The organism is Insolitispirillum peregrinum, from assembly GCF_900156605.1.
GTDB lineage: Bacteria > Pseudomonadota > Alphaproteobacteria > Rhodospirillales > Rhodospirillaceae > Insolitispirillum > Insolitispirillum peregrinum.
The window spans coordinates 105343-131518 of the sequence record NZ_FTOA01000002.1 but is presented as its reverse complement, the minus strand read 5'-3'; the positions used below and the strand labels follow the sequence as shown (position 1 = coordinate 131518).

Here is a 26176-nt window from a genome sequence, read left to right as displayed (position 1 = left end):
GCCTTCTGAAGCTTTTTCTCGGGTGGGAAACAGCCCCCCTTCTCTTTTTACAAGAGCGGGGGGAGTGCGAAAGGCCAAGGTGATCTCTGGCATGGTCTGTGCCAGGCAGGCATCAGGAGACGGTGCCGGTTCTTACATCTGTGATCAACTTGATGTACAAAGACCCCTGACCTTAACACGCAAACGCAGGGCTGCCCTGATTGCCCGAAATTTGCTTTTGGCGTGAGATATGGCCGTGCCGCGCATTACCATCCCTTATGGTTTGAAAACAACCTATCTCCAGCGGATGCTGGCTGGCTTCCTGCTGGCGGCGACAATTTATCTTTATGATATTGCGGTCCCTCTACCCGGTTCATCGGTCCTTGCGATTCATCTTCCGCTCATTGTCGCTCTCTTCTTTCTTGTCGGAATGAAAAGGAAAAATGTTTTCTTTTTAATAAATATTTCTATTTTTTTGCTTGTATTCAATTTAATACAGAGTGTGTTTTACTCAATACCATCATCGCCACTTAGAATGTATTCTGGTTTATTTTTGTTCATTACGCTGATGGTCTGTACGGCTCGGCTATGGGATATTTCAAAAGACCATGGGCACCAACAGCTGTTTCTGTTTTGTCGATGGTTCTTTCGGCTTCATCTGGCTATTCAGATCTGCGGGACGGTTCTGGTGTTAGTGACAGGCCAGATTGCCCAAGGCGCTTATATCCCCGGGCTCCCCAGAACCTTCGGTTTTGCCGGAGAATCGTCTCACGTGGGGATGATCCTCGCCCCCCTGATCTTTTTGTCCGTCGCCTATCCGAGTATTTTTTCCAAATATGTTGGGGGAAAGATATCGCATGTCCTGCTATTCATCTCGGTTTTTTTCCTTGCCGCATCAGCAACTGGTGTTGCTATTTATGGCTTGGCCTTCCTGTGCCGCCTTTTCGTTCGTAGAAGTATTCTTCCCCTTCTTTTCGGAATGCCAATTGTTATTGTAATGGTCTTCATGATCCCTCAAATTTACGACCGTATCACAGGTGTTATAACGCTGGATCTCGATACTGTTTCACGTGGAGACAATCTTTCCGTTCTTGTCTTTGCAAAAGGAGCGGAAATGGCCATTTCTGCATTGGAATATTATCCATTCGGGGTCGGGATGCTGAATTTTCAGGCACTTTTACCATACAGTCTCGTGGCAAAGCTTGGTCCTCCCCTTGATACGCTGAATAATTTTGATGGTTCGTCCTTGTTGTTTAAAGGGGTTGGGGAGTTCGGGTATGCATTCCTTCTGCTGTACCTGCTGTCCTTGTGGAAGTTTTTCCGGTCCATCGCGATCGAACGCACACCCAGCCTGGATATGATCCTGCAAAACGGATTTATTTTTTCTTTCCTGATTGCGGCACTCCGTGGAGCAAGCTATTTCACAGGACCAGCAATGGTTGGTTTGTCTTTGATGCTTTACACCGTTTTCACCCGTTCTCCTGCAAGTCAGCACACAAGCCGTTCCATGCTTGGCAACCCCTGATCTGCACTGTTTGCCCTGCTGGCTTTTTGATGTGTCGCAGTGTTCCCGCGAAAACCGGTTCCCACTTTTCGCACAATGCTCTAAAGGATCGCCCCCATGGATCACGTTACCTACGTCAAAAACCTGTTCCGTCGCTCCATTGAGGCCAAGCAAAAGGCAATGGAAACCATCCCCGATGATGTCGTGGCCATGGCGTTGACCTGTGCCAACAGCCTTAAAAGCGGTGGGAAGATACTCTTTTGCGGGAACGGAGGGTCTGCTGCAGACGCCCAGCATCTGGCCGCCGAGCTTCTGATTCGTCTGCGGTCCGAAGTTGATCGGGCAGGCCTGCCTGCGCTCGCGCTGGCCATGGATAGCTCGTCAATGACAGCATGTGGCAACGATTATAGCTATACCGTGTTTTATGAGCGGATGGTTCTGGCTTTGGGCAAGCCTGGCGATGTGCTGATCGGTCTGACCACATCGGGGAAATCAGAAAACATCATTCTGGCCCTGAAGGCCGCCCGCACCATGGGCATTACCACCTTGGGCTTTTTGGGAGGGGACGGCGGTCCAGCCCGCGAGCATTGCGACCAGACCTTGATTGCCCCGACGTCCGAAACTGGTCGTGTGCAGGAAATTCACATTACTGCCGGCCATGCGATGATGGAATTGATTGAGGAAATACTTATTGAAAGTAAATACATAGAGAAAATATAAATAGTCTAATCTTATTTATCATTAAAAATAAGGTGAAGCGAAATTATATGTTCTTTTGGAAATGTCATCAATCAGTGGGAAGAAAAAGATGAAATATGAAAGATACACCGGTCCTGAAAGAGATGTTATATCAGATACTAATAACATGGATATGCTGAGGTTTTTCCTGGCATTTTCAGTTATGATGGTTCACATGAATAGATTGATCGGAGATCAATCCCTGTCAATTTTTGAGACATTTTTCAATTCCGGAATTGCTGTCGATACTTTTTTCATTCTCAGCGGGTTCTTGATCATCCGCAGCTATGAATCGTCTTCAAATCTGCGTTCTTACATAGGAAAGCGTATTCGCCGTATTTACCCCGGTTATGGCACAGTGATTTTTCTATCATTCCTGGTGGGGATTCTGATTTCGGATCTTTCCTTTTCCGAATACCTGTCATCTGGATCGTTAAAATATCTTTTGCACAATTTGTCGTTTATGAATTTCCTGACGCCCTCTCTTCCGGGTGTTTTCAGTCATAATACCGAGACGGCAATTAATGGAGCCCTGTGGACCATCAAGGTGGAGGTTATGTTCTATCTGAGCGTTGCACTGATCGTGTGGGCTATCCGGCGGTACGGGGCTCTGAAGGTCATTATCACTCTTTATATTTTATCTGTTACGTATCGCCTTGGATTAGAACACCTTGGAAAGCTGACACTGTCAAAGCAATTGCCCGGAAATTTATCTTATTTTATGTCTGGTGCCTTGATTTATTATTATTTTGATATCTTCAAAAAAATCAGATTATATACTCTTCTTCCTGCTATTGCCTTGTTCTTAATATTCAAGCAAGGTGATGTCGGGATAGTCATTCAACCATTGGCCATAGCCCTGGTTGCCCTGGCTTTTGTCTTTGTGGTTTATCTGGGCAATTTTGGTCGCTATGGGGATTTTTCCTATGGTATCTATATCTGGCATTTCCCGGTTATTCAGGCTTTGATCTGGGCAGGGGTTTTCAACAACCGCCTTGTTGGAAGCGTGTCAACGGTCACGCTCACTCTCGTGCTGGCAATCATCTCGTGGCACTGCATTGAAAAGCCATTCTTGAGGAAAAACAGCCACTATCGAGCAGTAGAAAAATAAAAAAGAAGCAATATACGACAGTGAGAAGAAAAAATGCGGGGTTCTGCTCCACATCTTCCCGGGGGCCTTGATGCCCCGGGCAGGAACGGGCGGTAGTCCGCTATCCTCCTTCAACTGTCGTATACTGTGGCTTTGCATCACAGGGCGGGCCAGTTTGAGAAAACACAAAAAAAGTGGGGCCAACATGACCCCACAAGCAGATGCTCCGTGATCGTGTCAGGGGGCTGCCCATACGGGTGCCCCCCCTTTGCGGACTACTCGCGGCGGCTCATGGTCCGCAGCAAGTCCAGGACGTGCTTGCGCATGTCGAGATTGGGCAGCTTCCAATAGCAACGAACCAGCTCGAGAGTCTCGGAGCGGGACATTTCGTCCATCTCGTAGGCTGGCATCGGCCGGTCAGACAGTTCGATGCCGGCTTCTTCCGGCAGGTGCTGGGTCGGGCGCTGCGAGGTGACATCGCCGCTGATGTCTTCAAAGAAGAACGAGATATCAACGCCCAGAACACGGGCAATATCGTAAAGGCGGGATGCGGAAACACGGTTTGAACCGCGTTCATACTTCTGAATTTGCTGGAAGGTCACACCAACGGCTGCCGCCAGCTGTTCCTGGCTCATCCCCAACAGGGTCCGACGCAGGCGCAAGCGCTTCCCGACGTGCACATCAACGGGGTCCGGGCCATATTCCTTCGCGGTAATGGGCTGGCGCCGGCGGGGCTTGCTTGTTTCGTTATCTGTCACGTTATCACCGTTACCGAGAAACGGCCTCATCGGGCAGTCCAAAACCACTGATGAGAGCCAATGGGGTTCTGTATCGCAACCATACCGATGTGGGCGGTTGTACACCACTAGAAACCTAGAACGCAATCGCACCATGAGTGCGGAGTTCGTAGTCTATACTTTATATTGGTTGAGTTTTTGGGAAAAACCCGTGGCATCACCCATTTTATGTGGATGCCAACAGTCCCGAATAGACGGTTTCCGTCATGGCATCCATTGCCCGTACCGGGGTGGGCTGTTACATAAGACTGCAAGCTCCCAAGTTCTCATAGGATCGTTGTGCCATGCGGCAAGCCACTGTTGAACGAAATACCCATGAAACCCAAATTTCCGTCTCGCTCAATCTGGACGGGACTGGTGTTTACGATGTTTCGACCGGAATCGGTTTTCTGGATCACATGCTGGAACAGTTGTCGCGACATTCCCTGATTGATCTGACGGTGCGCGCCAAGGGTGACATCCATATTGATTTTCACCATACGACCGAAGACAGTGGCATTGCCATCGGTCAGGCGGTGGCGCAGGCGCTGGGGGATCGCAAGGGGATTACCCGCTATGGTTCAGCCCTGATCCCGATGGACGAAACGCTGACGCAGGTTGCATTGGACCTGTCGAACCGCCCCTACCTGATCTGGAGGGTGGATTTCCGCCGCGACAAGATCGGCGAGATGGATACCGAGCTGTTCAAGGAATGGTTCCAGGCGTTCGCGCAGGCGGCCGGGATCACCTTGCATGTGCAAAACCTGTACGGCGAAAACAGCCACCACATCATCGAAAGCACCTTCAAGGCGCTGGCCCGCGCCCTGCGGCAGGCGGTCGAGATCGACCCGCGCAAGGCCGATGCCGTTCCATCGACCAAAGGGGTGCTTGGCGGCTCGCTGTAAAAGAAACGGGGGACCTGATGGACCCCCGTTTCTTTTATCGCTGCAGCCCTTTGGCGGCCAGCTCGTCCAGATAGCCCTGCCACAGGCTGTCGTGGTTCAGCCCCATCTGATAGAGAGCCTGCCACGTATACAGGCCGCTGTCATGGCGATCATCAAAGATGATCTTCAGGGCATAGTTTCCGACTTCTTCGGCCCCGACAAAGCCGACGTTGCGTTTACCGGGGACAGTCACCTTTTGATCGGGGCTGTGGCCTTGCACTTCGGCCGACGGGCTCAGCACGCGCAGGAACTCGGCGCTGAACACAAAATGTGCGCCATCGTCAAAATCGATGGTCAGCGTCCGGGTGGTGCGGTCAAGGGTGATGTCGCTGGGCCAGACAGTGACGCCCATCACGCACCTTCGCCATCAAGCTGGCGGGCGGCGTCAATCAGCATGATCGGGATACCGTCGCGGATGGGGTAGGCCAGCCCGGCTTGCGGCGAGATCAGCTCTTGCGCCTGCGGATCATAGGTCAGCGGGCCTTTTGACAGCGGGCAGACCAGAATTTCGAGCAGTTTGGGATCAACGGTACGCGGAGCTTCGGACATTACGGGGTTCCTTGGAATGGTGGGCACACGGCCCGGAGCATGGTCATGCCCTATTGCCGCGACTGCGGTTCGTTGCCGCTGGCATAGTGGGCCATATCAAGCAGGGTCTGTAGCAGGTCCGCACGATCCTGCAAGGTTTCAGCCTCCAGGATGGCCTGCTTTTCCTGCACGTCGAACGGGCAGATCATCGCCAGTGTGGTGATCAGGTCCGGGTCCTTCAGGTCTTCGAGAATGCGCAGGTTCATCGGCAGCTCACGCTGCTGAACGAAGCCGCTCATGCTGAGAAGCAGACGTTTGCGGTCCAGCTTCACGGCTGGCGGCGGCGCAAGGTCGTCGGCAAAGGCCCCCCATTGCGGCGAGATGACGCGATAGCCGCGCTGCCCTGGCACTTCGCCGGTGACCCGAAAGCGGATCAGGCCGGTCAGGGTGATCAGCAGGCGGCCATCATTGCTTTCGGTGAACGAGGAAATCCGCCCGGCACAGCCGACCTCACAGAGGGGCAGTCTGTCCTCGCCGGGAGACTGCTGCGCGCGCAACGGCTGGATCATGCCAATCAACCGGCCCGCTCCCAGCGCATCTTCAACCATGTTGAGATAGCGTGGCTCGAAAATGTTCAGCGGCAGCTTGCCCCACGGCAACAGCAGGGCCCCGGGGAGGGGAAAGACCGGCAGCGTCCGGGGCAAGGCATCAAAGCGGGGATGAAACGGGCCGGGCAAAACCATGGCGCCACCTGTGGGGCTGGGACAACAGGGACAGGGGGGGGAACCCTCCCTGCACGATGAATCAGGCCAGCCACACTGCCGACAGTTTGCGGCGGGCAGCCTTGGTGATCGGGTCTGCATGTCCCATGGCTTCAAACAGCTTCAGCAGCTGCTTGCGGGCTTCTTCTTCGTTCCAGCTACGGTCGCGGCGGATGCTGGCCAGCAGGATGTCACAGGCTTCTTCCTTGCGACCGGCAGCATAGTAAGCCAGCGCCAGATCAATGTAGGCCTGATGGTCATCGGGATTGGCGGCAACCTTGGCTTCCAGCGGGGCGCAGTCGTCGGCACCCTGTGCCAGCAGCGCCAGTTCGGTGCTGATCGCCTGAATCCCGGCATGCTTTTGCAGCGCGTCCGGCAGCGAGGCAATCACCTGAGCGGCCTCGTCGTTCAGGCCGCGCGCCAGATAGCAGCGCAGCATCCCGGCAATGGCCCCGGCATGGGCCGGGTCCTGGCCCAGAATCTGCTGATAGATCTGGGTGGCGGTGTCAACGTCGCCTTCGGCCAGGAACGCGCGGGCCTGCTCCAGCGCTTCGTCCAGCACGTTGGCCCCGCCGCCGACCAGCGTATCAATGAACCGCTTCAGCTGACTTTCCTGCTGTGCCCCCTGAAAGGCATCGACGGGGCGGCCACCCTTGAAGGCGTAAACGGTCGGGACGGTCTGAATCTGGAACTGGGCCGCGATCTGTTGTTCTTCGTCAACATTGACCTTCACCATCCGCACCTTGCCGCCGGACTGGCGCACCAGTTTTTCCAGCATCGGTCCCAGCGTTTTGCACGGACCGCACCACGGTGCCCAGAAATCAACGATCACCGGCACCTGTTGCGAGGCCACCACCACGTCCTCCATGAAGGTTTCGATGGTGGTATCCTTGATCAGATCTGCACCGCCGGGCGCAGCGTTCACCGGAATCGCGGACTCGTCCAGAATGAAGGCCATGAAAATATCGTCCTTTTGCTCGCCTGATCCGGCAGCCAACAGCCTGCCACAGGCTTCAGATAAGGGGGGCCCCCCGCTTCCGGCAAGGCCCTGAAGATGGATCTATTGAACCCCACTCTGCCAGAGGAGGCAAAGGGGCAAACTCGCCCGATGCTGAAAAAATGAATTATTTTCGCAAAAACTTCTTGCCAGCATTCTCCGGGCCGTCTATATACCCGCCACCGGCAAACGACGCCGCATCAAATCTCTGGAATGATGCAGTGATCGTTGGTCGGAACGCTGTGCGGGCGTAGCTCAGGGGTAGAGCACAACCTTGCCAAGGTTGGGGTCGAGGGTTCGAATCCCTTCGCCCGCTCCATCTTCAGGTCACCCACTTGAAGAGACGACATGATGATCATCCGGGCAACCGGAACGCTGTGCGGGCGTAGCTCAGGGGTAGAGCACAACCTTGCCAAGGTTGGGGTCGAGGGTTCGAATCCCTTCGCCCGCTCCATCAAAAAAGCCGCGAAGCTCACGCTTCGGCGGCTTTTTTGACATTCTGGGTCTTGTTGATACAAAACCCGTTTCCGGCGTTTGCGCTCGCTGTTTTGACAGGAAAGTCCGCCCATGCAGGTTTCAACTGTGGTGATCCTGACGGATTCCGTCCGCAATACCGGCGGGGCCGCCAAAGTTGCCCTCAGCAGCGCGGCAGGGCTGGTCCAAGCCGGGCTGCGGGTGATTTTTGTTGGTGGCGATGATGGTGCTGTGGACCCCGGGCTGGCTGCCAGCGGGGCAGACGTCGTCTCCCTTGGGCAGCCCTCGATTTCTGATCCCGCCCAACGGCGGAAAGCCTTTCTGACCGGCCTGTGGAACCGGGATGCTGCCCACCGGCTGCGCGGCGTTCTGGCTCCCCTCGACCCGGCAACCACCGTTGTTCATCTGCATAGCTGGTCAAAGTCCCTGTCAACGTCGGTTATCCCGGTCATTCGCCAAGGGTGCTTTCCGCTGGTTCTGACGCTGCACGATTACTTTACGGTCTGCCCCAATGGCAGCTTCTATGACCACAAGGCTCGCCATGCCTGCCATCGCACGCCTCTGAGTGCCGAATGCGTGTTGCGCAATTGCGACGCCCGCCATGCGGTTCACAAGGTCTGGCGGGTGGCCCGGCAGGCTATCCAGCGGGGGCCGGGGCAGTTTCCGGCGGCGGTGGATGCCTTTATTGCCGTTTCGGATTTCAGCCAGCGTATCCTGCAGCCCTTTCTGCCCGCAGACACCCCGATTCACCGGGTTGATAATCCGGTCGATTGCTTCCAGTCACCCTCTGCCAGTCCGGCGCAGGGCAAGGGAGTTTTGTACATCGGCCGCCTGTCACCGGAAAAAGGACCGGGTCTGCTGGCTGCAGCGGCTGTCGAGGCGGGTGTGCAGGTGACCTTTGCCGGGGCTGGTGAGCAGCAGGACGAGTTGCAGGCCCGCTATCCTCAGCATATTTTCACTGGCTGGCTGTCGTTTGCCGAAATCCTGCCACTGATTGAACAGACCCGGGCGCTGATTTTGCCATCCCTTTGGTACGAAACACTGGGCCTGACGGTTCTGGAAAGCGCTGCCCGTGGCGTGCCGGCGGTGGTGGCCGACACCTGTGCTGCCAGTGACGTGGTGGTGCCGGGGGAGACGGGCCTGTTTTTCACCGGTGGCGATCAGGCATCGTTGTCTGCCGTCCTGCGCTGCCTGTCCGATGATACGCTGGTTGCGCGGCTGGGCCTGGGGGCATATCAGCGCTTTTGGCAGGCCCCTCCGCTGCTGGAGCGGCACTGTGCCGGTTTGCTGCATGTTTACCAGACGCTTGCCTCCCGTGTCTGATTGGTCACAGGGGACAGGCAAAAGAAGATTATTGTTTGCGTTACAGTAACGGTGCCCTGATATATTTCTCCTTGATTATGGTATGACAGGGGCAACGCGTCATGCAGGGCAGGTGCTTTGGGCGCGTACACGGGTTCCAGAAGGGGGTTCATGAAGGACTATGAGCAAGGTTGCACTCATTACCGGCGTCACCGGACAGGACGGCAGCTATCTGGCCGAGTTGTTGCTCGAAAAGGGCTATATCGTCCACGGTATCAAGCGGCGGTCATCGTCCTTTAATACCGAACGTGTTGATCATCTGTATGTGGACAAGCACGAATGTGATCCGCGGTTCTTTCTGCATTACGGCGATCTGACCGATGCGACCAACCTGATTCGCCTGATTCAGGAAACCCAGCCGGACGAAATTTATAACCTCGGTGCCCAGAGCCACGTACAGGTGAGCTTTGAAACCCCCGAATACACCGCCAATGGTGATGGTCTGGGGACTCTGCGCCTGCTGGAAGCCATCCGCATTCTGGGGAAAACCGACAGCTGTCGTTTCTATCAGGCGTCCACCTCCGAGCTGTACGGCAAGGTGCAGGAAACGCCGCAAAAGGAAACCACGCCGTTCTACCCGCGCAGCCCCTATGCGGCAGCCAAACTGTATGCCTACTGGATCACGGTCAACTACCGCGAAGCCTATGGCATGTTTGCCACCAACGGTATCCTGTTCAACCACGAGAGCCCCCGCCGCGGCGAGACCTTTGTCACCCGCAAGATCACCCGTGCGGTTGCTGCAATCGAACATGGCCTGCAAAAGCGCCTGTATCTGGGCAATCTGGATGCCAAGCGCGATTGGGGCCACGCCCGCGATTATGTCGAAGGCATGTGGCGTATCCTGCAGCACGATGTGGCCGAAGACTGGGTGCTGGCCACCGGTGAAACCCGCACCGTCCGCGACTTCGTCGAGCTGTCGTTTGCCGCTGTCGATCGTTCGCTCGTCTGGGAAGGCACCGGCGTGGAGGAAGTGGGCAAGGACGCAAAGACCGGTGAAATTCTGGTCAGCATCGATTCTCGCTATTTCCGCCCGACGGAAGTCGAGCTGTTGCTGGGCGACCCGACCAAGGCGGCGACCCGGCTGGGATGGAAGGCCACCACCACTCTGGAAGAGATGGTGCGGGAAATGGTCGCCTCGGACCTGCAGTTGATGGAAAAGCAAAAGAACCGGCGCGATATTGAAGGTTAACCTGGAGCCGTGAGCGCAATAGTGGGAATCGGTTTTGCGCAAAATCACTGCGACAGATAAAAAGGTTAGACCAGCGTGCCTGCGTCAGGTTTACCAGCACGCTGGTCTAGAGCATTTTCAAGTTGACCGTCGACGGTCAACGGCTCGGAAAATGCGGCACTAAAAGGAAAGAGCGTTTTCGCTCGGTGTGAAAACACTCTAGTCTGTGAAGAGTGGGGCACAGTCCACAACGAAAGTGTAGATCGGCAGTGGCAAACAGAGGGACATCATGAAAGGGATTATTCTCGCCGGGGGATCAGGCACGCGCCTTTATCCGCTAACCCTTTCCATCAGTAAACAGTTGCTGCCGATTTACAATAAACCCATGATCTATTACCCGTTGGCCACCTTGATGCTGGCAGGAATCCGGGAAATCCTGCTGATCAGCACGCCAACGGATTTGCCGGCATTCGAACGGCTGCTGGGCGATGGTACAAAATGGGGTATTTCGATTGAATACGCCGTGCAGCCCAGCCCCGACGGATTGGCACAGGCATTTCTGATCGGCCGGGAGTTCATTGGGCAGGGCAGCTGTGCTCTGGTACTGGGGGACAACATTTTCTATGGCCACGGCCTGACCGACAGGGTTCGGGGGGCAGCGGCCCGGCCAAGCGGGGCGACAGTGTTTGGCTATCATGTCACCGACCCCGAACGATACGGGGTTGTTGCCTTTGATGCCGACGGTATCGCGACGTCGATTGAAGAAAAGCCGCTGGTCCCGAAATCATCCTGGGCTGTTACCGGGTTGTACTTCTATGACAATCAGGTGGTTGATATTGCTGCCTCCATCCGCCCGTCGGCCCGAGGGGAACTGGAGATCACCGACGTCAACAATCACTATCTGCAGCATGGCTCCCTGCGCGTCGAGCGACTGGGACGTGGCTTTGCGTGGTTTGATACCGGAACCCATGACAGCCTGCTGGAAGCCAGTTCCTTCGTGCAGAGCCTGGAGCGCCGTCAGGGCTATCATATCTGCGTTCCCGAGGAAATTGCCTTCTTCAATGGCTGGATTACGGCAGAGCAGCTTTATAAACAAGGCGAAGCCCTGGCAAAAAATGGCTATGGGCGGTATTTGATGCAGCTTGCCAAGGACGGGTTCTGATATGCTTCCCAAAGAAAAGAAGCCATCCTTGCTGATGGATACATTTTCATTTCATTCTTTCCTGAATTCAGGGTTCTTCTACTGCTGGAGCCTTGCCGACCAATACGATATTACCGTGCTGGTCGAGCAGGGGTATGAAACCTCTCCTGCCTTGCTCACGCTGCACGCCACCGGCAAAATTGCCCGTATCGAAGTCATGCCATCATGGAACCACCGTCTGGCCTTGTTTGGCTGGTTGGGGCAGAGGCTTCCCCGTCTGGTTGCCGAACTGCAGCCTTCTGTGGTGTTGATCAATAACTGGCATAGCTTTCATCAGAAAATTCTGTCCCGCCTTGTGCGGAAACTGTGTCCGCAGACACCGATTGTTGTGTGTCTGAGCGTGCACCACCCGGTAACGGATTGTATCATCACCGACCTCCATCTGGTGCATGCGCGGAAAAAATCGTGGCGCAAGCGGTGGCCCTGGCTACCGGGGGCGCTGTCTGACCTGTTCCATGACGTTTGGGGATGGTGGGTTAGTCTGCGTGATTTCACCCTGCTCCCCACATTGTTTGCTGGTGGTCCTGTGCGCCAGAGCCATTGCCCGTGGCGTGGTCGGCTTTTGCATAAGGACGTGGGTCAGCTTTATGACGCAATTGTCTGCTATTCCCCTGTCGAACGGCAGAACTATGCCATGGAAGCTCCTGATCTCGATCAGGTTCATTTGATCCGCCACCCGATGAGTGAAGCTGCAACCCAGGCGTTGTTTGCAGCCGAGGAAAGGGGCAACCGTATCGCGGCGTTACCGTCATCCTGTCTGGATTACGAGAATGGTCAAAGCCATGATCAGCAGGTGGACCATCTGGTAACCGTGTGGAGCCGCGCGTTGGAGATCATCCAGAAAAAAAGCCACCAGCCGGAAATATGGTGGAAACTACATCCCTCGTTTGTGGATGATCCGGTCATGCTGGACGTGACCCGCAAACTGGCTGACCGCTTGCCCGGCTTTCAATCGATGACCGGGAAAATGACTGCCGAACAGATGATTGTGCAAAGCTCGATTGTGGTCGGAGATGTATCCTCGGTTTTACTGTGGTCCATGCGCCTGGGCCAGCGCCTGACCATCAGCCTGGATCTCTTTGACATGCCGGGTGGGGATGAAATGTCGTACTATCCCGGAATCAAGGTGATCCGTTCATGGGATGAGTTGCAGGATCTGGATGATGCCGTCCTTGTCGATCACGGAGGGCAGGACACGGCCTATCCCACGATAGGGGAATTCCTGTCGGGATTCCGGCGAGAGGGTCTGGCAGCCTAGACCAGCGTGCGTTAAATGTGACGCCACAGTACACGACAGTTGGTGGAGAATGGCGGATTGCCGTCCGCACCTGCCCGGGGGACAAAGCCCCCAGCGAGGTGTGGAGCAGCGCTCCACGTCCTTGTTCCCTAACTGTCGTGTCCTGTGACGTGACGCTGGCACGTTGGTCTAACCTTTTGATCTGTCGCAGTAATTTTGCACAAAACCGGCTCCCACTTTTGCGCTCACGGCTCTAATAGGCTCCGTCCTGCTTCAGCACTGCCGGAATGGTTTTCATGATAATGACCAGATCATACCACAGCGACCAGTTCTTGATGTACCACTCATCATAATAGGCCCGGTCCATGAACGACGTGTTGCTGCGACCGCTGATCTGCCAGATTCCGGTGATCCCCGGACGAACGCGACAGTAATGCAGATAGGCATGCCCATAGGTTTCAATTTCGCGTTCCAACAGAGGCCGGGGACCGACCAGACTCATCTCTCCCTTCAGGACATTGATGATCTGGGGTAGCTCGTCCAGGCTGGTGGCGCGCAGGAAATGACCGACTTTGGTAACGCGCGGATCATTCCTGATCTTGAAATTATTCTTTTGGTACTCGTCCCACAAGGCAGGATTTTCGTCTTTCCAGCGGGCAAGAGCGGCCTCGGCATCAACACGCATACTGCGGAACTTGATGCAGCGAAACGTCTTGCCCTTATACCCCATCCGTTCCTGATAAAAAAATAGCGGTCCTCCATCCTCGGCCCTGATCCTGATCGCCAGAAAGGCCAGCAGGGGCAGGAACACCAGACAGGCAATCAGTGCCAGAATCAGGTCTACGCCGCGCTTGAGAACACGTTTTACCGGGCGGGCCAGCGAGTTGCGGGTGTGCAGGATGACGGCTTCGCGACCGAAAACATGGCTGACCTCCATCCCCATCAACGGTAGCCCCCGCAACGGAGGGGCGACATCGATCTGGTAGCCATGCGCAGATAAAAGATCAATAACGCGGAAATAGGACGGATCACCGACGTCGTCGGGGGCAACAACAACATGATGACCAAAAAACGGGGAATGCTCTGACTGGACGTCAATCTTCGGGTTCATCGGATCTTGCAACCCCAGACGTAACACCGGTACGGCTGGCGGCAAATCGGCAGACAGCGGGTGTTGTTCTGACAGGTTCACAAACCCGCGGACGTCGTAGCCCAGCACTTTCTCATGCGTCAGGGTGAAATAGGCTTCCACGGCATTATCGCCGCTGCCCACGATCAGGGTGGGGACATCCCAAAAGCCGATGGCCCGCAACCCGCGTTTGGCGAACGACCGGCCAAGCGGAATCCCGGCAGCCAGAAAGAACCATGGCGCGATACGGGAGAACGCATGATGGATGTCACCGGAAAAATCAAAAACCGCCAGATCCAGCAGCCCAAGGATTCCCAGTCCGGCCAGAATTTCGCGGGCGTCATCCCAGAACAACCGGCGGCGGGAATAATGTCCATAGAAGTAGGACATGCCACCGAACATGCAGAAAAGAATGGTGAACCAGTGAAGCCCCCCCAGAGAGGCCCCTCCGGCGATTCCTGGTTGAACTGACCGGGCCAACAGGGGTATCGCGCTGTCGGCCGGAGAGCGCAGCAAGCCATAGGCGGCACAAAACAACGCGGCATCAGACATCAGCAACGATGTTTTGCAAATCCGCCGTTTGACTTTATGCATATGCGTGATTTTCAGCACGGACAGCATGGTATTCCCCGCATGTCACTAGAGCAGTGAGCCTTCAACATGAATGATGCTCACAGCTCCAAGTTTCTGTTTTGCCACATTGTTTTTGCGAAAACCGGTTCCTGCTTTTCGCACAATGCTCTATCCCCCATGGAGTCATGGCCCCTTCCCCGGGGCCACCGCCATGATATCCGAGGAACAAACACAGGCTGCCGCCTGTATCACCTCCCCGATCTCCCATTTTTAAAAATCACATCAATGGCGTTCGGGGCTTCAAGGCCCCGGTGAGGTGTGGAGCAGCGCTCCACGTCCCTGTTCTCTTACTGTCGTGTCCGGTGGCATCACATGTAACGCACACTGGTCCAGAGCTGTGAGCCTTGAATGTGAATCGTGCTCACAACTCTAGTCTTTTGTATTGCCGCATTGTTTTTGCGAAAACCGGTTCCCGCTTTTCGCACAATGCTCTAAATGCATCAAACAGCCTGCACGCTGTCAATGGTGCATGGCAAGAATACCCCGTCAGACGCCGGACTGCGACCCTTTGACCCATGCCCCGCTGTCAGACGGGCCGACGGGCCCGCAACGCCTGACTGAGCGTCCCGTCATCAAGGTAATCCAGTTCCCCCCCGACCGGCACCCCATGGGCCAGTCCGGATACCCGCAGGGAATGATCCGGGGTTTCGGCGGCTTTTAAACGGTCGGCGATGTAATGTGCCGTTGTCTGGCCTTCGATGGTGGCAGGCAGGGCCAGAATGATTTCCTGCACCACTGGCTGCCCCGCCCGTTCCAGCAGACGGGGCAGGTGGAGGTCTTCCGGGCCGATCCCGTCCAGAGCCGACAGCAGCCCCCCCAGCACATGATAGCGGCCGGAAAAGGCCCGTGTCCGTTCCAGCGCCCACAGGTCATCGACGTCTTCGACCACGCAGATCACCCCGTCATCCCGGCGCGGATCGGCGCACAGGCTGCACGGAGAGGCGGTATCAAAATTACCACACTGAGGACAGGGCCGGACGCGCTCAGCCACCTGAGCCAGCGCCGCTGCCAGCGGTTCGAGAGCACTTTCCCGCCGCTTGATCAGGTACAAGGCAGCCCGCCGCGCTGACCGGGGTCCCAGCCCCGGCAGGCGCGCCAGCATTTGCATCAGATGCTCTATCTCCGGCCCGGCCATGCTGGTCCCTGGATCAGAACGGCAGCTTCATGCCCGGAGGCAGCGGCAGGCCAGCGGTGATCTTGCCCATTTCATCCTGCATCATGGTCTCGGCCTTGACCTTGGCGTCATTGTGGGCGGCCACGATCAGGTCTTCCAGCACTTCGATTTCGTTGGGATCGATCAGGCTGGGGTCGATTTTCAGCTTGCGCAGCTCACCCTTGCCGTTCAGCGTCACCGACACCAGACCGGCCCCGGCTTTGCCTTCGACTTCGGTTTCGCCCATTTTGGCCTGCATCTGCTGCATTTTGGCCTGCATTTCCTGGGCTTTCTTCATCATGCTGCCGAGGTTTTTCATCGGTCGTGCTCTCCGTAGAACAACGTTGGGAACAAACGAGGGTGGCTGCTTATTCCATCGAATGGAAGCCAAAATCAAGCAACAGATCGGGATCGCCCGCATCCGGGCCATCTTCGGGGTCATAGGTCTCCGGCGGTGCCGGCGGCAAAGCCTCGAACAGCGGCTTTTCTTCGAGGTCGCGCACCAGACCGATTGACGCCTTGGGGAAGGCTTCGAGAATTTTTTGCACCAACGGATTGGCCCGCGCCCCGGTCATCGTCTGCTCAAACAGCGTCGCCTCACCGGCCTGCTCTGAACCGCTAATGGTCCACGGGCGCCCGGTCCACTGGCTGAGCAGCTTGCTGACCTGCAGGGTAAAGTCACGCGGAATTTTTGGCGTCAGACGCAGGTCTATCCGGCAGGCGCGGCCATCATAGCGCACCAGATGGACATCCCGTTCCAGATGGACCTGCAAAACCGCTTCGCGTTTCTGGCGGAACAGGGCCACCACCCGGTCAAACGAGGCCGGAACCGGCAGCACGTCGCCCCCGCCGTCGGGTGCAGGCTGGGGGGCAGGCCGGGCTGGTGGCGGTGGCGGGGCCACAGACCGCTCCACCGGTGGCGGGGCCAGGTCGGCAGGAGGCAGTTCTTCGGTTGCCCAGGGTGGCACCTCGTGCGCAGGCGCTGGTGCGGACACAGGAGGTACGGGCGCAGGAGGCACGGACGGAACCGGCGGACGAACCGGGACCGGAGCGGGAGGCTCAACGGGGGCCGGAACAGGCGCAGGGGAGGAGGTGGGGACCGTCGGGCTGGCAGGCGAAGGGCTCGGACGGTTAGGGGCGCCCCCCGCCAGAGGAGGGTTTCCCGCTGGCCCGCCTGCCGCCTGCAGTTTGGCCAGTGCCTCGACCGGACTGGGCAGGTCCGCCGCATAGGACAGGCGGATCAGGCACATTTCGGTGGCTTGCAGGGTCGAAGAGGCACTGCGCGCCTCGCTGATCCCCTTCAACAGCATTTGCCAGGTGCGGGTCAGCACCGGCACCGCCAGCCGACCGGCCATGTCCTTGCCGCGCACCCGTTCAGTTTCAGCGGCCATCGGATCATCGGCACTGGCGGGCGTCACCTTCAGGCGGGTCAGCCAGTGGGTTAGTTCCAGCATGTCGTTCAACACCACCACCGGGTCGGCCCCGGCGGCGTACTGGTCGTTCAACAGGGTCAGGGCGGTCTGGATGTCGCCGCGCATCACCGCGTCAAACAGGTCAAACACCACCGCCCGGTCGGCCAGCCCCAGCATGTCGCGGACCTGCTGTTCGGTGACCATGCCGTCACCACCCGCTCCGGCCCCGGCCTGCGCAATCGCCTGATCGAGCAGCGACAAGCCGTCGCGCACCGAGCCATCAGCGGCCCGTGCCACCAGCCGCAGCGCGCCGTCTTCGATCCGGGCCTGTTCGGCGGCGGCAATGCGGGTAAAGTGGTCGGCCAGCGTTTCCGCCGTCACCCGCCGCAGGTCAAACCGTTGACAGCGCGACAGCACCGTCACCGGAACCTTGCGGATTTCGGTGGTGGCAAAGATGAACTTGACGTGTTCCGGCGGTTCTTCCAGCGTCTTCAGCAGGGCGTTGAACGCCCCGGTCGACAGCATGTGAACTTCGTCGATGATGTAAATCTTGTAGCGGGCCGAGGTCGGGCGATAGCGCACGCCCTCGATCAGCTCGCGAATGTCGCCTACGCCGGTCCGGCTGGCGGCATCCATTTCAAACACGTCCACATGACGGTCTTCGGCGATCGCCCGGCAATGCTCGCACTGACCGCACGGTTCGACGGTCGGGCCGCCGGTGCCGTCCAGACCGATACAGTTCAGGCAGCGGGCAATAATGCGGGCAGTGGTGGTCTTGCCAACCCCGCGGACACCGGTCAGCACATAGGCCTGCGCCAGACGTCCCGTGCGAATGGCATTCGACAGGGTGCGTACAAGGGCCTGTTGGCCGATCAGGGTGGAAAAATCTGCGGGGCGATATTTGCGCGCCAGCACGCGATAGGCGGCCTCGCTGGTAGCGACGGAAGATGGTTCGGTCTGGTCGCTCATCACCACGGCAAATGCCAAAAAACAGGGGAACCGGTTGGCAGAAAGGTGGAAGGCCGGACATGACCCGGATCTTACTCGTTACGGCTGCTCCCTTCCGGGCCTGACCGGGTTGGCGAGGGCTCCGTCCACGCCGACCTTCCGGGGGCAGTATATCGACCATAAACGCGCCGATGGCAAGAGGGAGTTGTGCAAACCGTAACAATAAGACGGCAGAAAGACACATGACGAACGGCTGCACCCGTGTCATGGTTGCCCGATGATGTCCGATGCGTCTTTTGCCCGCCAACCGGGGCGACCTGCTTTTACGGTCGAGGCCCTGGACCGTAGCGCCACCATGCGCAAATCCCCCGACCGCCTGCTGGCAGCCTGGGCTGATCCGCGCAGCCGGTTTCTTGTCTGCTGGCGTGACCAGCATCTGATGACCCCGGACCGCCAGACTGTCCAGACGGTCGAGGTCCGCCATCCGCTGGTCAGTGACACCGAGCCGCTGTTTCTCGGGCTGCTGGACGGCGTACCACATTTTGCGGTGCAACTGCGCAGCGGTGACGAGCCGCCGCCGGTGGCCGGAGGCGTATGGGACAGCCTGCGCACCGTCGGCCTGCTGGCTCCGGCAGACATCGCCGGGGTCGCTGCCATGGCTCAGGGCCTGTTCCACTGGCACCTGCGCCACCGCTTTTGCGGCCTGTGCGGCGCACCGACCAGCCACGAAGAAGGAGGCCACCTGCGCCGGTGCAGCAATCCGGCCTGCGCCGCCCCCCATTTCCCGCGCACCGATCCCGCCGTGATCATGCTGGTCAGCGACGGTCCCGACCGTATCCTGCTCGGTCGGCAAGCCGCCTGGGCCCCCGGCATGATGTCCACCCTGGCCGGATTCGTCGAACCGGGCGAAACGCTGGAACAGGCCGTCGCCCGCGAGGTGCTGGAAGAGGTTGGCTTGCAGGTGCGCAACGTCCGCTATTTTGCCAGCCAGCCGTGGCCGTTCCCCGCCTCGCTGATGCTGGGCTTTATCGCCGAGGCCGCCTCTACCGAGATCCGCGTCGATCAGGACGAACTGGAAAGCGCCCGCTGGTTTACCCGTGATGAATTGCGCAGTTTCCGCGACAGCCCGCAGGCCGAAGGTGATGGCTATGCCTTCCCCAGCCCGATCTCGATTTCCCGCGCGTTGATCAATCACTGGCTGGCCTCAGCCGGCTGAAAATAGCCCCGGCAGAAAAAAGTCACCGGTATCGCTTTCACCCGGTTGCTTTTTTCTGCCGGGGCTGTATATAGTGCCCTTCCCTTGCTGACCACGGCAAGGTCGATATGGCGATGCACCCGTAGCTCAGCTGGATAGAGTACTGCCCTCCGAAGGCAGGGGTCACAGGTTCGAATCCTGTCGGGTGCACCAATTTTCCCGGAAAATCAAACAGTTATGGCGACGCGCTGTTAGGCGTGGTCGGACGATTGTGCCGTCTTTTGCGCCCGTTCTGGGCGCTCTTCGTACGAGTCCCATACAGAGCTGTTTGTCTGCCCAGAGCAGTGAGCGTAAAAGTGGTTCCGGTTTTGCGCAAAATCAATGCGACAAAACAAAAGGTTAGACCAGCATGCGTTAAATCTGACAGGGGCGACGGCTCCTGCACACCGGCGTTGCAATGCGCCAATATGGTGGTTGTCAAGACACACCATTGAAGAAGGCCGTCCATGACCGAGGTTAGCACGAGAGGCCTGCGCTTCGGCCCATTACTGGGCGCGGACGCTGGCCAGGCTGGGACATGACGTGCGGCTGATCTCTCCGGCGCAGGCCAAGCCCTACGTGAAGCGCGGCCGGAAGAACGATGCGGCCGATGCCGCCGCTATCGCTGAAGCTGTCACCCGTCCGCACATGCAGTTCGTGCCGGTCAAGAGTGAGGAGACGCAGGCGATCCTGATGCTCCATCGCACCCGACGCCTGCTGATCACCCAGCGCACGATGCTCGGCAATGCGCTACGGGCACATTTTGCCGAATACGGCATCATCGAACCGCAGGGACAGGATGGGCTTGGCGCGATTGGTGGCATGCGCACTGGCTGCGCATGTCCGTGACACCGACACCAAGATTGATGCCTTGGATCACGAGATATTGAGATGGCACCGTAACAGCGCCGATAGCCAACGGCTGGCCTCTATTCCCGGTATCGACCCGCTGATAGCCATCGCCATCGCCGCCACCATGGGCGATCCCTCACGCTTCAAGACAGGTCGGGATTTTGCGGCCTGGCTGGGGTTGGTGCCGTCACAGAATTCCACCGGCGGCAAAACCGTACTGGGACCGATCACCAAGGCGGGAGACCGCTATCTGCGATCGCTCCTGGTGGTCGGCGCTACCTCTAGCCTGTGGCGGCGGCGCGCCGAAAAAGGCACATGGCTGGCGGCGTTGATAGCGCGCGGCAAATTTCTGTTGCTCTGGCCAACAAGATGGCACGGATCGCTTGGGCCATCTGCGCCAAGGGTGGCACCTACAAAGAACCGGCATCAGCCGCCGCCTGAAAAACGGGAAGAGCCAATCAAAATAATGGGGTCCGGGGCCTCAAGGCCTCGGCGAGGTGTGGAGCAGTGCTCCACGTCCCTGCTGTCCTACTGTCGTGTACTGTCATCTGACAGGCTTCGCAGATTTTCTTCTGCGGCCGTCCGGGCTGTTCCCAGCAGCAAGGCAATCTCGTGATAGCCGAGTTTCCCCACGTCCTTTTCAAAGCGCAAGGCAACAGTCCGGAGCGCCTCGAGGACTTTAACCCGTTCGTCTACAGGTGAAAGGGGGAGATCTTTTTTTTCGCTCATGGAGCCAGTCCCCCAGCAAAAGCACCGGAAAACATGGGAGGATACAGCACGGAAACAAACCTCCGGCAAGAGATGAACCCTCGCGGGCTAGAGCATTGTGCGAAAAGCGGGGAGCGGTTTCGCAACAACAATGCGGCAAGACAAAAGGTTAGAGCTGTGAGCATGATCCACATTTAAGACTCACAGCTCTAACGTGCTGACACTCTAGCAAAAGCAGTCCCGGTTCTGCAAACCATAAAAGTGTTTGTTGCGTTTGTTCTATATATGGTTGCAATGTTTCTTTATGGAAACGATCTTGGAAATATGTGTGTATCATACGGACAGGCCATCAAAAAAGCCACAGACCATTGGCCTGTGGCTTTTCTGTAAGGGCCCTCTCCCGGGTCCGCTCAGCGGATAGCCGGGAGAGACCAGACAGGTAACGGAGTGACCGTTATTCCTTGTCCTTCTGGGCCTGCTTCAGCGCGGCGCCGAGGATGTCGCCCAGCGAAGCACCCGAGTCGGTCGAACCGTACTCGGCCATCGCCTGCTTTTCTTCGTCGATTTCACGCGCCTTGATCGACAGGCTCAGCTTGCGGGTCTTCGGGTCGATCTGGGTGATCTTGGCGTCGATCTTTTCGCCAACGGCGAAACGCTCGGCGCGCTGATCGCCACGATCACGCGACAGGTCAGACTTGCGGATGAAGCCGGTGGCACCATCAACTTCGACTTCGACGCCGTTTTCCTGAACCAGGGTGATGGTGCAGGTAACGATCGAACCCTTGCGCAGGCCCGAAGTGGCCTGTTCGAACGGATCTTCACCCAGCTGCTTGATGCCCAGCGAGATGCGTTCCTTCTCGACGTCGACGTCCAGAACCTTGGCCTTGACGACATCGCCACGGCTGTATTCCTTGACGGCTTCTTCGCCAGCCACACCCCAGGCGAGGTCGGACAGGTGAACCATGCCGTCGATTTCGCCGTGCAGGCCGATGAACAGACCGAATTCGGTGATGTTCTTGATTTCGCCTTCGACGATGGTGCCCGGCGGGAACTTGTCCGAGAAATCGTCCCACGGATTGCCCATGCACTGCTTCAGGCCCAGGCTGATGCGGCGCTTTTCCGGATCCACGTCCAGGACCATGACTTCCACTTCCTGCGAGGTGGAAACGATCTTGCCCGGGTGGATGTTCTTCTTGGTCCACGACATTTCGGAAACGTGCACCAGACCTTCAACGCCCGGCTCCAGCTCCACAAAGGCGCCGTAGTCGGTGATGTTGGTCACGCGGCCAGCGAACTTGGTGCCAACCGGGTACTTGGCGGCGACGCCTTCCCACGGATCAGCTTCAAGCTGCTTCATGCCGAGCGAGATGCGCTGGGTTTCCGGGTTGAAGCGGATCACCTGCACCTTGACGGTCTGACCGATGGTCAGGGCTTCGGACGGGTGGTTGACGCGCTTCCACGAGATGTCGGTGACGTGCAGCAGGCCATCGACGCCGCCCAGGTCCACGAAGGCACCGTAATCGGTGATGTTCTTGACCACGCCGTCGAGGACCATGCCTTCCTTCAGGCCGGCCATCAGCTTGGCGCGTTCTTCGGCGCGGCTTTCTTCCAGCACGGCGCGACGCGACACAACGATGTTCCCGCGGGCGCGGTCCATCTTCAGGATCTGGAAGGTCTGCGGCTGGCCCATCAGCGGGGTGATGTCACGCACCGGACGGATATCAACCTGCGAGCCGGGCAGGAACGCCACAGCGCCGTTCAGATCGACGGTGAAGCCACCCTTCACACGGCCGAAGATCACGCCTTCGACGCGAGCGCCTTCGTTGGAAGCCTTTTCCAGGTCGTTCCAGGCTTCTTCGCGGCGAGCCTTGTCGCGGGACAGGACGATCTGACCATCACGGTCTTCGTAGCGTTCAACGAACACTTCGACTTCGTCGCCAACGCGCAGTTCGGCTTCGTCACCGGTGCGGGCGAATTCCTTGATGTTCACGCGGCCTTCGGACTTCAGGCCCACGTCAACCAGAGCGAAGTCGCCGTCGACGGCAACGATGGTGCCACGCAGCACCTGACCTTCAAGGCCGGATTCGGCGGAGAGGGATTCTTCGAGGAGGGCCTCAAAGCTTTCAAAAGCGGCATCAGCCATGGGAATACAGATCCTTTCGAGTGTCATTTTTCAGGCCGGCCGGTTGTATCCGGCGGTCTTTTGGCACGCAGCCCCCAATGGGCCCGCCTGCCGGCATATCTTCGGCAAAAACAAAAAAACCTCGCCGAACCAGCCTTTAAGGCTGGTCGACAGGGCCATGTTTTCAGCCGCGTTCCCCGATATGGGCCAGAACTGCTGCAAACGCAGCATCGGCATCCAGCGCCGAGGTGTCGAGCACCAGGGCATCGTCTGCCGGACGCAACGGCGCAACAGCGCGCGCCTGATCGCGTTCATCCCGGTCCTTCATATCCTGAAGAACGACGGACTCTATAACCGTTTCGCCCCGTTCCCGCAACTCCTTCACGCGACGGCGGGCACGTTCCTCGACCGAGGCGGTGACGAACAGTTTCACCCGGGCGTCGGGGCAAACCACCGTCCCGATATCGCGTCCGTCGAGCACCGCCCCACGGGCATCGCCCGGCGGGGTGCTGGCAAAGGCGCGCTGAAAATCAAGAAGGGCTTGCCGAACAGCGGGTTGGGCGGCAACCAGCGAGGCCGCCTTGCCACCGTCTTCCGAGCGCAGCAGCGGGTCTTGCTGCAAAACCGACAGGCTGTCGGGGGTCAGGGCCTGCGCCGCCGCTGCCGCCGCTGCCGGGTCGGCGGGGTCCTGCCCGGCTTTCAGCACCGACACCCCGACCGCCCGGTAAATCGAGCCGGTGTCGAGGTAGGCGAGTCCCAGCTCGTTCGCCAGACGGCGGGCCAGCGTGCCCTTGCCAGCCGCCGCCGGGCCATCGATGGCAATCACCAGCAGATCATGCGCCATGAATATCGGCTCCCAGCTCAATCATCATGTCGGCAAAGCCGGGGAAGCTGGTGGCAATCGCCGAGGCATCATCAATGCCGACCGCTTCGGCGGTGGTCATCCCCAGCACCAGATAGCTCATCCCGATGCGATGATCGAGGTTGACCGGGATCATCGCTCCGCCGCGCGGCGGCTGGCCGGTGCCGCGCACCACCAGCGTATCGTTTTCGGCCACGTCGGTGTCTGCGCCGCAGGCCTTCAGGCCATCGGCCATCGCTGCCAGACGGTCGCTTTCCTTCACCCGCAGTTCGGCCAGACCGACCATGCGGGTTTCCCCGCTGGCGCAGGCCGCTGCCACCGACAGGATCGGGTATTCGTCGATCATGCTGGGGGCGCGTTCGGGCGGCACCGTTACCCCCTTGAGGGCGCTGTAGCGGACTTCGAGGTCGGCCACCGGCTCGCCGGCTTCTTCGCGCTCGTTGACCAGTTTGAGATCGGCACCCATTTCCAGCAGGGTGGTGAACAGGCCGGTGCGCAGCGGGTTCATCCCGACATTGCGCACCACGATGTGCGAACCGGGAACGATCAGCGCCGCCACCACCGGGAACGCTGCCGAGGACGGGTCGCCCGGTACCTTGACGGCGCGACCGGTCAGCTCCGGCTGACCAACCAGGGTGATCACCCGCGCCCCGTCATCGCGCACACTGACCGTCAGGTCGGCACCAAAGGCGCGCAGCATCAGTTCGCTGTGGTCACGGGTGGCTTCCGGCTCGATGACCGTGGTGATGCCCGGAGTGTTCAGACCGGCCAGCAGCACCGCGCTTTTCACCTGTGCCGAGGCCACCGGCAATTCGTAGGTCTGCGGCACCGGCGTTGCCGTCCCGGTCACCGCCAGCGGCAGGCGACCGCCCGAGCGGCCGGTGAAGGTTGCGCCGAAATGCGACAGCGGCACCGTTACCCGCGCCATCGGACGCTTGCGCAGCGAGGCGTCACCGGTCAGCACGCTGGTGAACGGATGAGTGGCCAGCAGGCCCATCAGCAGGCGGGCACCGGTCCCGGAGTTGCCCATGTCCAGCACGTCGTCGGGTTCGCACAGGCCGCCGACACCGCGCCCTTGCAGACGCCACGACCCTTCGCCCAGCCGCTCGACCGTCGCCCCCAGTTGCCGCATCGCCTGGGCGGTGCGCAAAACGTCTTCGCCTTCCAGCAGGCCCTCGACGGTGGTTTCCCCCAACGCCAGCGCCCCGAACATCAGCGCCCGGTGCGAAATCGACTTGTCGCCCGGCACGGTCAAGGTGCCTTTCAGGGCACCACGCGGACGGGACAATAACGGCTGGGGAGCTTCGCTGCTGCTCATGACCTGTTCCATTTCCTGGCTGTTCTGCCCCGGACCAGACGGCCAGAGCAGATATCGCATCCATTCCGACGGGTTTGGTACCATAGGGCTGTCGCCCGGCATAGGGGCCGCTTTCGACAGGCGGTTGCATTTTTGCTTTTGACAGGGACCGCATAAAGTGGCAAATGCGCTTTTCGTACCTGACAAACATGCTGGAGGACTCGGGTGGTCAATCCGCAACTTGGCACCAAGCGTACCTGCACCACCTGTGGCGCACGCTTTTACGACCTGAACAAGACCCCGATCGTTTGCCCGAAATGTGGCGCGGAAAACGAAAAGGACGTGGTGAAGCTCAAGCGCGGCGGCAAGGGTTCGCGCAGCGATGCCGCCAAAAAGGCCGTGGTCGCTCGTCCTGTCGTTGAAGACGAGGATGAGGTCGATGAAACCTTGCTCACCGACGATGACGGTGACGAGGGCGATCTGATGGAAGACACCTCGGATCTGGGCGAAGACGATGACGATATGGCCGAAGTGATCGACCATATTGAATCCGGCGACGACGACGAATAAGTCGTTCCTGCCGGTTGCCCATGCCGACAGACACCGCCGCCGGGCCATGCCGGGTGGCGGTGTTTTTTTATCGTCTTCCCCCCATCCACCAGCCCTGACACAAAAAAATCACTGACCCTGTTTTTTTTGCTTGCCAGCCCCGGCCAGAGCCACTATGGTCCCGCTCCACCGAACGAGGTTACCCAAACAGCGGACGGTGCAGACGGAAAAGTCGGCTCTGCCGGAACATCAGTCTGAATTCTGAAAATAACGTGACTTATTGGGGCCATAGCTCAGCTGGGAGAGCGCTACAATGGCATTGTAGAGGTCAGCGGTTCGATCCCGCTTGGCTCCACCAAGTCAGGTTGTTTCAGGTGCAGGTTACCATACTACCGGCATTCGCCGGGTCCCTTGGGGCCATAGCTCAGCTGGGAGAGCGCTACAATGGCATTGTAGAGGTCAGCGGTTCGATCCCGCTTGGCTCCACCAATCAAAACCCTCCGCCTAAAGCGGGGGGT

The 26176-nt window shown here is 58.4% G+C and carries 24 protein-coding genes, 5 tRNA genes, 1 other RNA gene and 1 pseudogene; 17 read left to right on the top strand and 14 right to left on the bottom strand.

Annotated elements, in window-relative coordinates:
• The first annotated feature begins 235 nt into the window (after positions 1-235).
• The 3 genes from BW995_RS04600 (at position 236) to BW995_RS04590 (ending at position 3332) form a co-directional block, all read left to right on the top strand.
• Positions 236-1504: a hypothetical protein gene (locus BW995_RS04600; RefSeq protein WP_139332760.1), complete on the top strand. Its 1269-nt coding sequence runs from the start codon at positions 236-238 to the stop codon at positions 1502-1504.
• Between the two features lie 96 nt (positions 1505-1600).
• A complete protein-coding gene (locus tag BW995_RS04595; protein WP_076399033.1) occupies positions 1601-2203 on the top strand; it encodes a D-sedoheptulose-7-phosphate isomerase in 603 nt (200 codons plus the stop codon).
• An 88-nt stretch (positions 2204-2291) separates the two neighbouring features.
• Positions 2292-3332, top strand: a complete 1041-nt coding sequence (locus tag BW995_RS04590) for an acyltransferase family protein (RefSeq protein WP_076399032.1) — start codon at positions 2292-2294, stop codon at positions 3330-3332.
• A 254-nt stretch (positions 3333-3586) separates the two neighbouring features.
• Here BW995_RS04590 and BW995_RS04585 read toward each other — a convergent pair whose 3' ends face one another.
• Entirely contained in the window at positions 3587-4099 is a 513-nt protein-coding gene (locus BW995_RS04585; protein ID WP_084194583.1) for a helix-turn-helix domain-containing protein, read from the bottom strand.
• 293 nt (positions 4100-4392) lie between these two features.
• Here BW995_RS04585 and hisB point away from each other — a divergent pair, with 293 nt between their 5' ends.
• The gene (gene hisB, locus BW995_RS04580; RefSeq protein ID WP_076399030.1) at positions 4393-4992 is read left to right on the top strand and encodes an imidazoleglycerol-phosphate dehydratase HisB; all 600 of its coding nucleotides are present in this window, start codon (positions 4393-4395) and stop codon (positions 4990-4992) included.
• Between the two features lie 34 nt (positions 4993-5026).
• On the opposite strand, the gene BW995_RS04575 is transcribed toward hisB, so the two are convergent.
• The 4 genes from BW995_RS04575 to trxA all read right to left on the bottom strand — a co-directional run bounded on the left by BW995_RS04575 (position 5027) and on the right by trxA (position 7278).
• Positions 5027-5383, bottom strand: coding sequence for a gamma-butyrobetaine hydroxylase-like domain-containing protein (locus BW995_RS04575; protein WP_076399029.1), 357 nt, complete (start codon positions 5381-5383; stop codon positions 5027-5029).
• Positions 5383-5580, bottom strand: a complete 198-nt coding sequence (locus BW995_RS04570; protein WP_076399028.1) for a Trm112 family protein — start codon at positions 5578-5580, stop codon at positions 5383-5385. Before BW995_RS04570 ends, BW995_RS04575 begins: the two co-directional genes overlap by 1 nt.
• 50 nt (positions 5581-5630) lie before the next feature.
• Positions 5631-6302: an LON peptidase substrate-binding domain-containing protein gene (locus BW995_RS04565; RefSeq protein ID WP_076399027.1), complete on the bottom strand. Its 672-nt coding sequence runs from the start codon at positions 6300-6302 to the stop codon at positions 5631-5633.
• 61 nt (positions 6303-6363) lie between these two features.
• Entirely contained in the window at positions 6364-7278 is a 915-nt protein-coding gene (gene trxA, locus BW995_RS04560) for a thioredoxin (protein ID WP_076399026.1), read from the bottom strand.
• Positions 7279-7561: 283 nt separating this feature from the next.
• Here trxA and BW995_RS04555 point away from each other — a divergent pair.
• The 6 genes from BW995_RS04555 to BW995_RS04530 all read left to right on the top strand — a co-directional run bounded on the left by BW995_RS04555 (position 7562) and on the right by BW995_RS04530 (position 12780).
• Positions 7562-7636 (top strand) — tRNA-Gly (locus tag BW995_RS04555).
• Between the two features lie 60 nt (positions 7637-7696).
• Positions 7697-7771: transfer RNA gene (locus tag BW995_RS04550), tRNA-Gly, on the top strand.
• 113 nt (positions 7772-7884) lie between these two features.
• The gene (locus tag BW995_RS04545; protein ID WP_076399025.1) at positions 7885-9114 is read left to right on the top strand and encodes a glycosyltransferase family 4 protein; all 1230 of its coding nucleotides are present in this window, start codon (positions 7885-7887) and stop codon (positions 9112-9114) included.
• Between the two features lie 160 nt (positions 9115-9274).
• Positions 9275-10342 carry a GDP-mannose 4,6-dehydratase gene (gene gmd, locus BW995_RS04540; RefSeq protein ID WP_076399024.1) on the top strand — a complete coding sequence of 356 codons (1068 nt, stop codon included), beginning with the start codon at positions 9275-9277 and terminating at the stop codon, positions 10340-10342.
• Between the two features lie 268 nt (positions 10343-10610).
• Positions 10611-11483: a glucose-1-phosphate thymidylyltransferase RfbA gene (rfbA, locus tag BW995_RS04535; RefSeq protein WP_076399023.1), complete on the top strand. Its 873-nt coding sequence runs from the start codon at positions 10611-10613 to the stop codon at positions 11481-11483.
• A 1-nt stretch (position 11484) separates the two neighbouring features.
• Complete coding sequence (locus BW995_RS04530; RefSeq protein WP_076399022.1) at positions 11485-12780, top strand: hypothetical protein; 1296 nt, start codon at positions 11485-11487, stop codon at positions 12778-12780.
• Between the two features lie 232 nt (positions 12781-13012).
• Here BW995_RS04530 and BW995_RS04525 read toward each other — a convergent pair whose 3' ends face one another.
• The 5 genes from BW995_RS04525 to ffs all read right to left on the bottom strand — a co-directional run bounded on the left by BW995_RS04525 (position 13013) and on the right by ffs (position 18195).
• The gene (locus BW995_RS04525) at positions 13013-14440 is read right to left on the bottom strand and encodes an exopolysaccharide biosynthesis polyprenyl glycosylphosphotransferase (protein WP_281251119.1); all 1428 of its coding nucleotides are present in this window, start codon (positions 14438-14440) and stop codon (positions 13013-13015) included.
• Positions 14441-15047: 607 nt separating this feature from the next.
• Positions 15048-15656 (bottom strand): recombination mediator RecR, encoded by a 609-nt coding sequence (gene recR, locus BW995_RS04520; RefSeq protein ID WP_076399020.1) that lies wholly within the window; start codon positions 15654-15656, stop codon positions 15048-15050.
• Between the two features lie 13 nt (positions 15657-15669).
• Positions 15670-15993, bottom strand: a complete 324-nt coding sequence (locus tag BW995_RS04515) for a YbaB/EbfC family nucleoid-associated protein (RefSeq protein ID WP_076399019.1) — start codon at positions 15991-15993, stop codon at positions 15670-15672.
• Positions 15994-16042: 49 nt separating this feature from the next.
• On the bottom strand, positions 16043-18055 hold the full coding sequence (locus BW995_RS20230; RefSeq protein ID WP_084194663.1) for a DNA polymerase III subunit gamma/tau: 2013 nt from the start codon (positions 18053-18055) through the stop codon (positions 16043-16045).
• Positions 18056-18099: 44 nt separating this feature from the next.
• Positions 18100-18195, bottom strand: an RNA gene (gene ffs, locus BW995_RS04500) — signal recognition particle sRNA small type.
• Positions 18196-18314: 119 nt separating this feature from the next.
• Between ffs and nudC the strand changes: the two genes are divergently transcribed.
• The 4 genes and pseudogenes from nudC to BW995_RS21335 all read left to right on the top strand — a co-directional run bounded on the left by nudC (position 18315) and on the right by BW995_RS21335 (position 20736).
• Positions 18315-19250 carry an NAD(+) diphosphatase gene (gene nudC, locus BW995_RS04495; protein WP_076399592.1) on the top strand — a complete coding sequence of 312 codons (936 nt, stop codon included), beginning with the start codon at positions 18315-18317 and terminating at the stop codon, positions 19248-19250.
• A 115-nt stretch (positions 19251-19365) separates the two neighbouring features.
• Positions 19366-19442 (top strand) — tRNA-Arg (locus tag BW995_RS04490).
• A 333-nt stretch (positions 19443-19775) separates the two neighbouring features.
• Positions 19776-20117: pseudogene (locus BW995_RS20225) on the top strand (IS110 family transposase); the annotation flags it as partial.
• Positions 20014-20736 carry a transposase gene (locus BW995_RS21335; RefSeq protein WP_084194581.1) on the top strand — a complete coding sequence of 241 codons (723 nt, stop codon included), beginning with the start codon at positions 20014-20016 and terminating at the stop codon, positions 20734-20736. The pseudogene BW995_RS20225 and the gene BW995_RS21335, both read left to right, overlap by 104 nt.
• Here the strand turns inward: BW995_RS21335 and BW995_RS20725 are convergent.
• The 4 genes from BW995_RS20725 to aroA form a co-directional block, all read right to left on the bottom strand.
• On the bottom strand, positions 20649-20849 hold the full coding sequence (locus tag BW995_RS20725) for a hypothetical protein (RefSeq protein ID WP_175616978.1): 201 nt from the start codon (positions 20847-20849) through the stop codon (positions 20649-20651). The two genes, BW995_RS21335 and BW995_RS20725, sit on opposite strands and share 88 nt — an antisense overlap.
• 433 nt (positions 20850-21282) lie before the next feature.
• Positions 21283-22971 (bottom strand): 30S ribosomal protein S1, encoded by a 1689-nt coding sequence (gene rpsA, locus BW995_RS04480; RefSeq protein ID WP_076399018.1) that lies wholly within the window; start codon positions 22969-22971, stop codon positions 21283-21285.
• Positions 22972-23134: 163 nt separating this feature from the next.
• Positions 23135-23794: a (d)CMP kinase gene (gene cmk / locus BW995_RS04475; protein ID WP_076399017.1), complete on the bottom strand. Its 660-nt coding sequence runs from the start codon at positions 23792-23794 to the stop codon at positions 23135-23137.
• Positions 23784-25130 (bottom strand): 3-phosphoshikimate 1-carboxyvinyltransferase, encoded by a 1347-nt coding sequence (aroA, locus tag BW995_RS04470; protein WP_076399591.1) that lies wholly within the window; start codon positions 25128-25130, stop codon positions 23784-23786. The genes cmk and aroA overlap by 11 nt, the downstream gene beginning before the upstream one ends.
• Positions 25131-25334: 204 nt before the next feature.
• On the opposite strand from aroA, the gene BW995_RS04465 reads away from it, so the two are divergent.
• From BW995_RS04465 to BW995_RS04455, 3 genes are all read left to right on the top strand, one after another.
• A complete protein-coding gene (locus BW995_RS04465; RefSeq protein ID WP_076399016.1) occupies positions 25335-25679 on the top strand; it encodes a TIGR02300 family protein in 345 nt (114 codons plus the stop codon).
• Between the two features lie 261 nt (positions 25680-25940).
• Positions 25941-26016, top strand: a tRNA-Ala gene (locus tag BW995_RS04460).
• Positions 26017-26071: 55 nt separating this feature from the next.
• Positions 26072-26147 (top strand) — tRNA-Ala (locus BW995_RS04455).
• Positions 26148-26176: the final 29 nt, after the last annotated feature.

Bases quoted from the DNA above. Each gene is read 5' to 3' on its own strand.
- BW995_RS04565 (WP_076399027.1), bottom strand. From the start codon at position 6,302: ATGGTTTTGCCCGGCCCGTTTCATCCCCGCTTTGATGCCTTGCCCCGG.
- BW995_RS04545 (WP_076399025.1), top strand. From the start codon at position 7,885: ATGCAGGTTTCAACTGTGGTGATCCTGACGGATTCCGTCCGCAATACC.
- BW995_RS04585 (WP_084194583.1), bottom strand. From the start codon at position 4,099: ATGAGGCCGTTTCTCGGTAACGGTGATAACGTGACAGATAACGAAACA.
- rfbA (WP_076399023.1), top strand. From the start codon at position 10,611: ATGAAAGGGATTATTCTCGCCGGGGGATCAGGCACGCGCCTTTATCCG.
- nudC (WP_076399592.1), top strand. From the start codon at position 18,315: ATGTCCGATGCGTCTTTTGCCCGCCAACCGGGGCGACCTGCTTTTACG.
- aroA (WP_076399591.1), bottom strand. From the start codon at position 25,130: ATGAGCAGCAGCGAAGCTCCCCAGCCGTTATTGTCCCGTCCGCGTGGT.
- BW995_RS04570 (WP_076399028.1), bottom strand. From the start codon at position 5,580: ATGTCCGAAGCTCCGCGTACCGTTGATCCCAAACTGCTCGAAATTCTG.
- BW995_RS04515 (WP_076399019.1), bottom strand. From the start codon at position 15,993: ATGAAAAACCTCGGCAGCATGATGAAGAAAGCCCAGGAAATGCAGGCC.
- BW995_RS20725 (WP_175616978.1), bottom strand. From the start codon at position 20,849: ATGAGCGAAAAAAAAGATCTCCCCCTTTCACCTGTAGACGAACGGGTT.
- rpsA (WP_076399018.1), bottom strand. From the start codon at position 22,971: ATGGCTGATGCCGCTTTTGAAAGCTTTGAGGCCCTCCTCGAAGAATCC.
- recR (WP_076399020.1), bottom strand. From the start codon at position 15,656: ATGGCCGGGCCGGAGATAGAGCATCTGATGCAAATGCTGGCGCGCCTG.
- BW995_RS04530 (WP_076399022.1), top strand. From the start codon at position 11,485: ATGCTTCCCAAAGAAAAGAAGCCATCCTTGCTGATGGATACATTTTCA.
- gmd (WP_076399024.1), top strand. From the start codon at position 9,275: ATGAGCAAGGTTGCACTCATTACCGGCGTCACCGGACAGGACGGCAGC.
- BW995_RS04590 (WP_076399032.1), top strand. From the start codon at position 2,292: ATGAAATATGAAAGATACACCGGTCCTGAAAGAGATGTTATATCAGAT.
- BW995_RS04575 (WP_076399029.1), bottom strand. From the start codon at position 5,383: ATGGGCGTCACTGTCTGGCCCAGCGACATCACCCTTGACCGCACCACC.
- BW995_RS04595 (WP_076399033.1), top strand. From the start codon at position 1,601: ATGGATCACGTTACCTACGTCAAAAACCTGTTCCGTCGCTCCATTGAG.
- BW995_RS21335 (WP_084194581.1), top strand. From the start codon at position 20,014: ATGCGCTACGGGCACATTTTGCCGAATACGGCATCATCGAACCGCAGG.
- BW995_RS20230 (WP_084194663.1), bottom strand. From the start codon at position 18,055: ATGAGCGACCAGACCGAACCATCTTCCGTCGCTACCAGCGAGGCCGCC.
- hisB (WP_076399030.1), top strand. From the start codon at position 4,393: ATGCGGCAAGCCACTGTTGAACGAAATACCCATGAAACCCAAATTTCC.
- BW995_RS04525 (WP_281251119.1), bottom strand. From the start codon at position 14,440: ATGTCTGATGCCGCGTTGTTTTGTGCCGCCTATGGCTTGCTGCGCTCT.
- cmk (WP_076399017.1), bottom strand. From the start codon at position 23,794: ATGGCGCATGATCTGCTGGTGATTGCCATCGATGGCCCGGCGGCGGCT.
- trxA (WP_076399026.1), bottom strand. From the start codon at position 7,278: ATGGCCTTCATTCTGGACGAGTCCGCGATTCCGGTGAACGCTGCGCCC.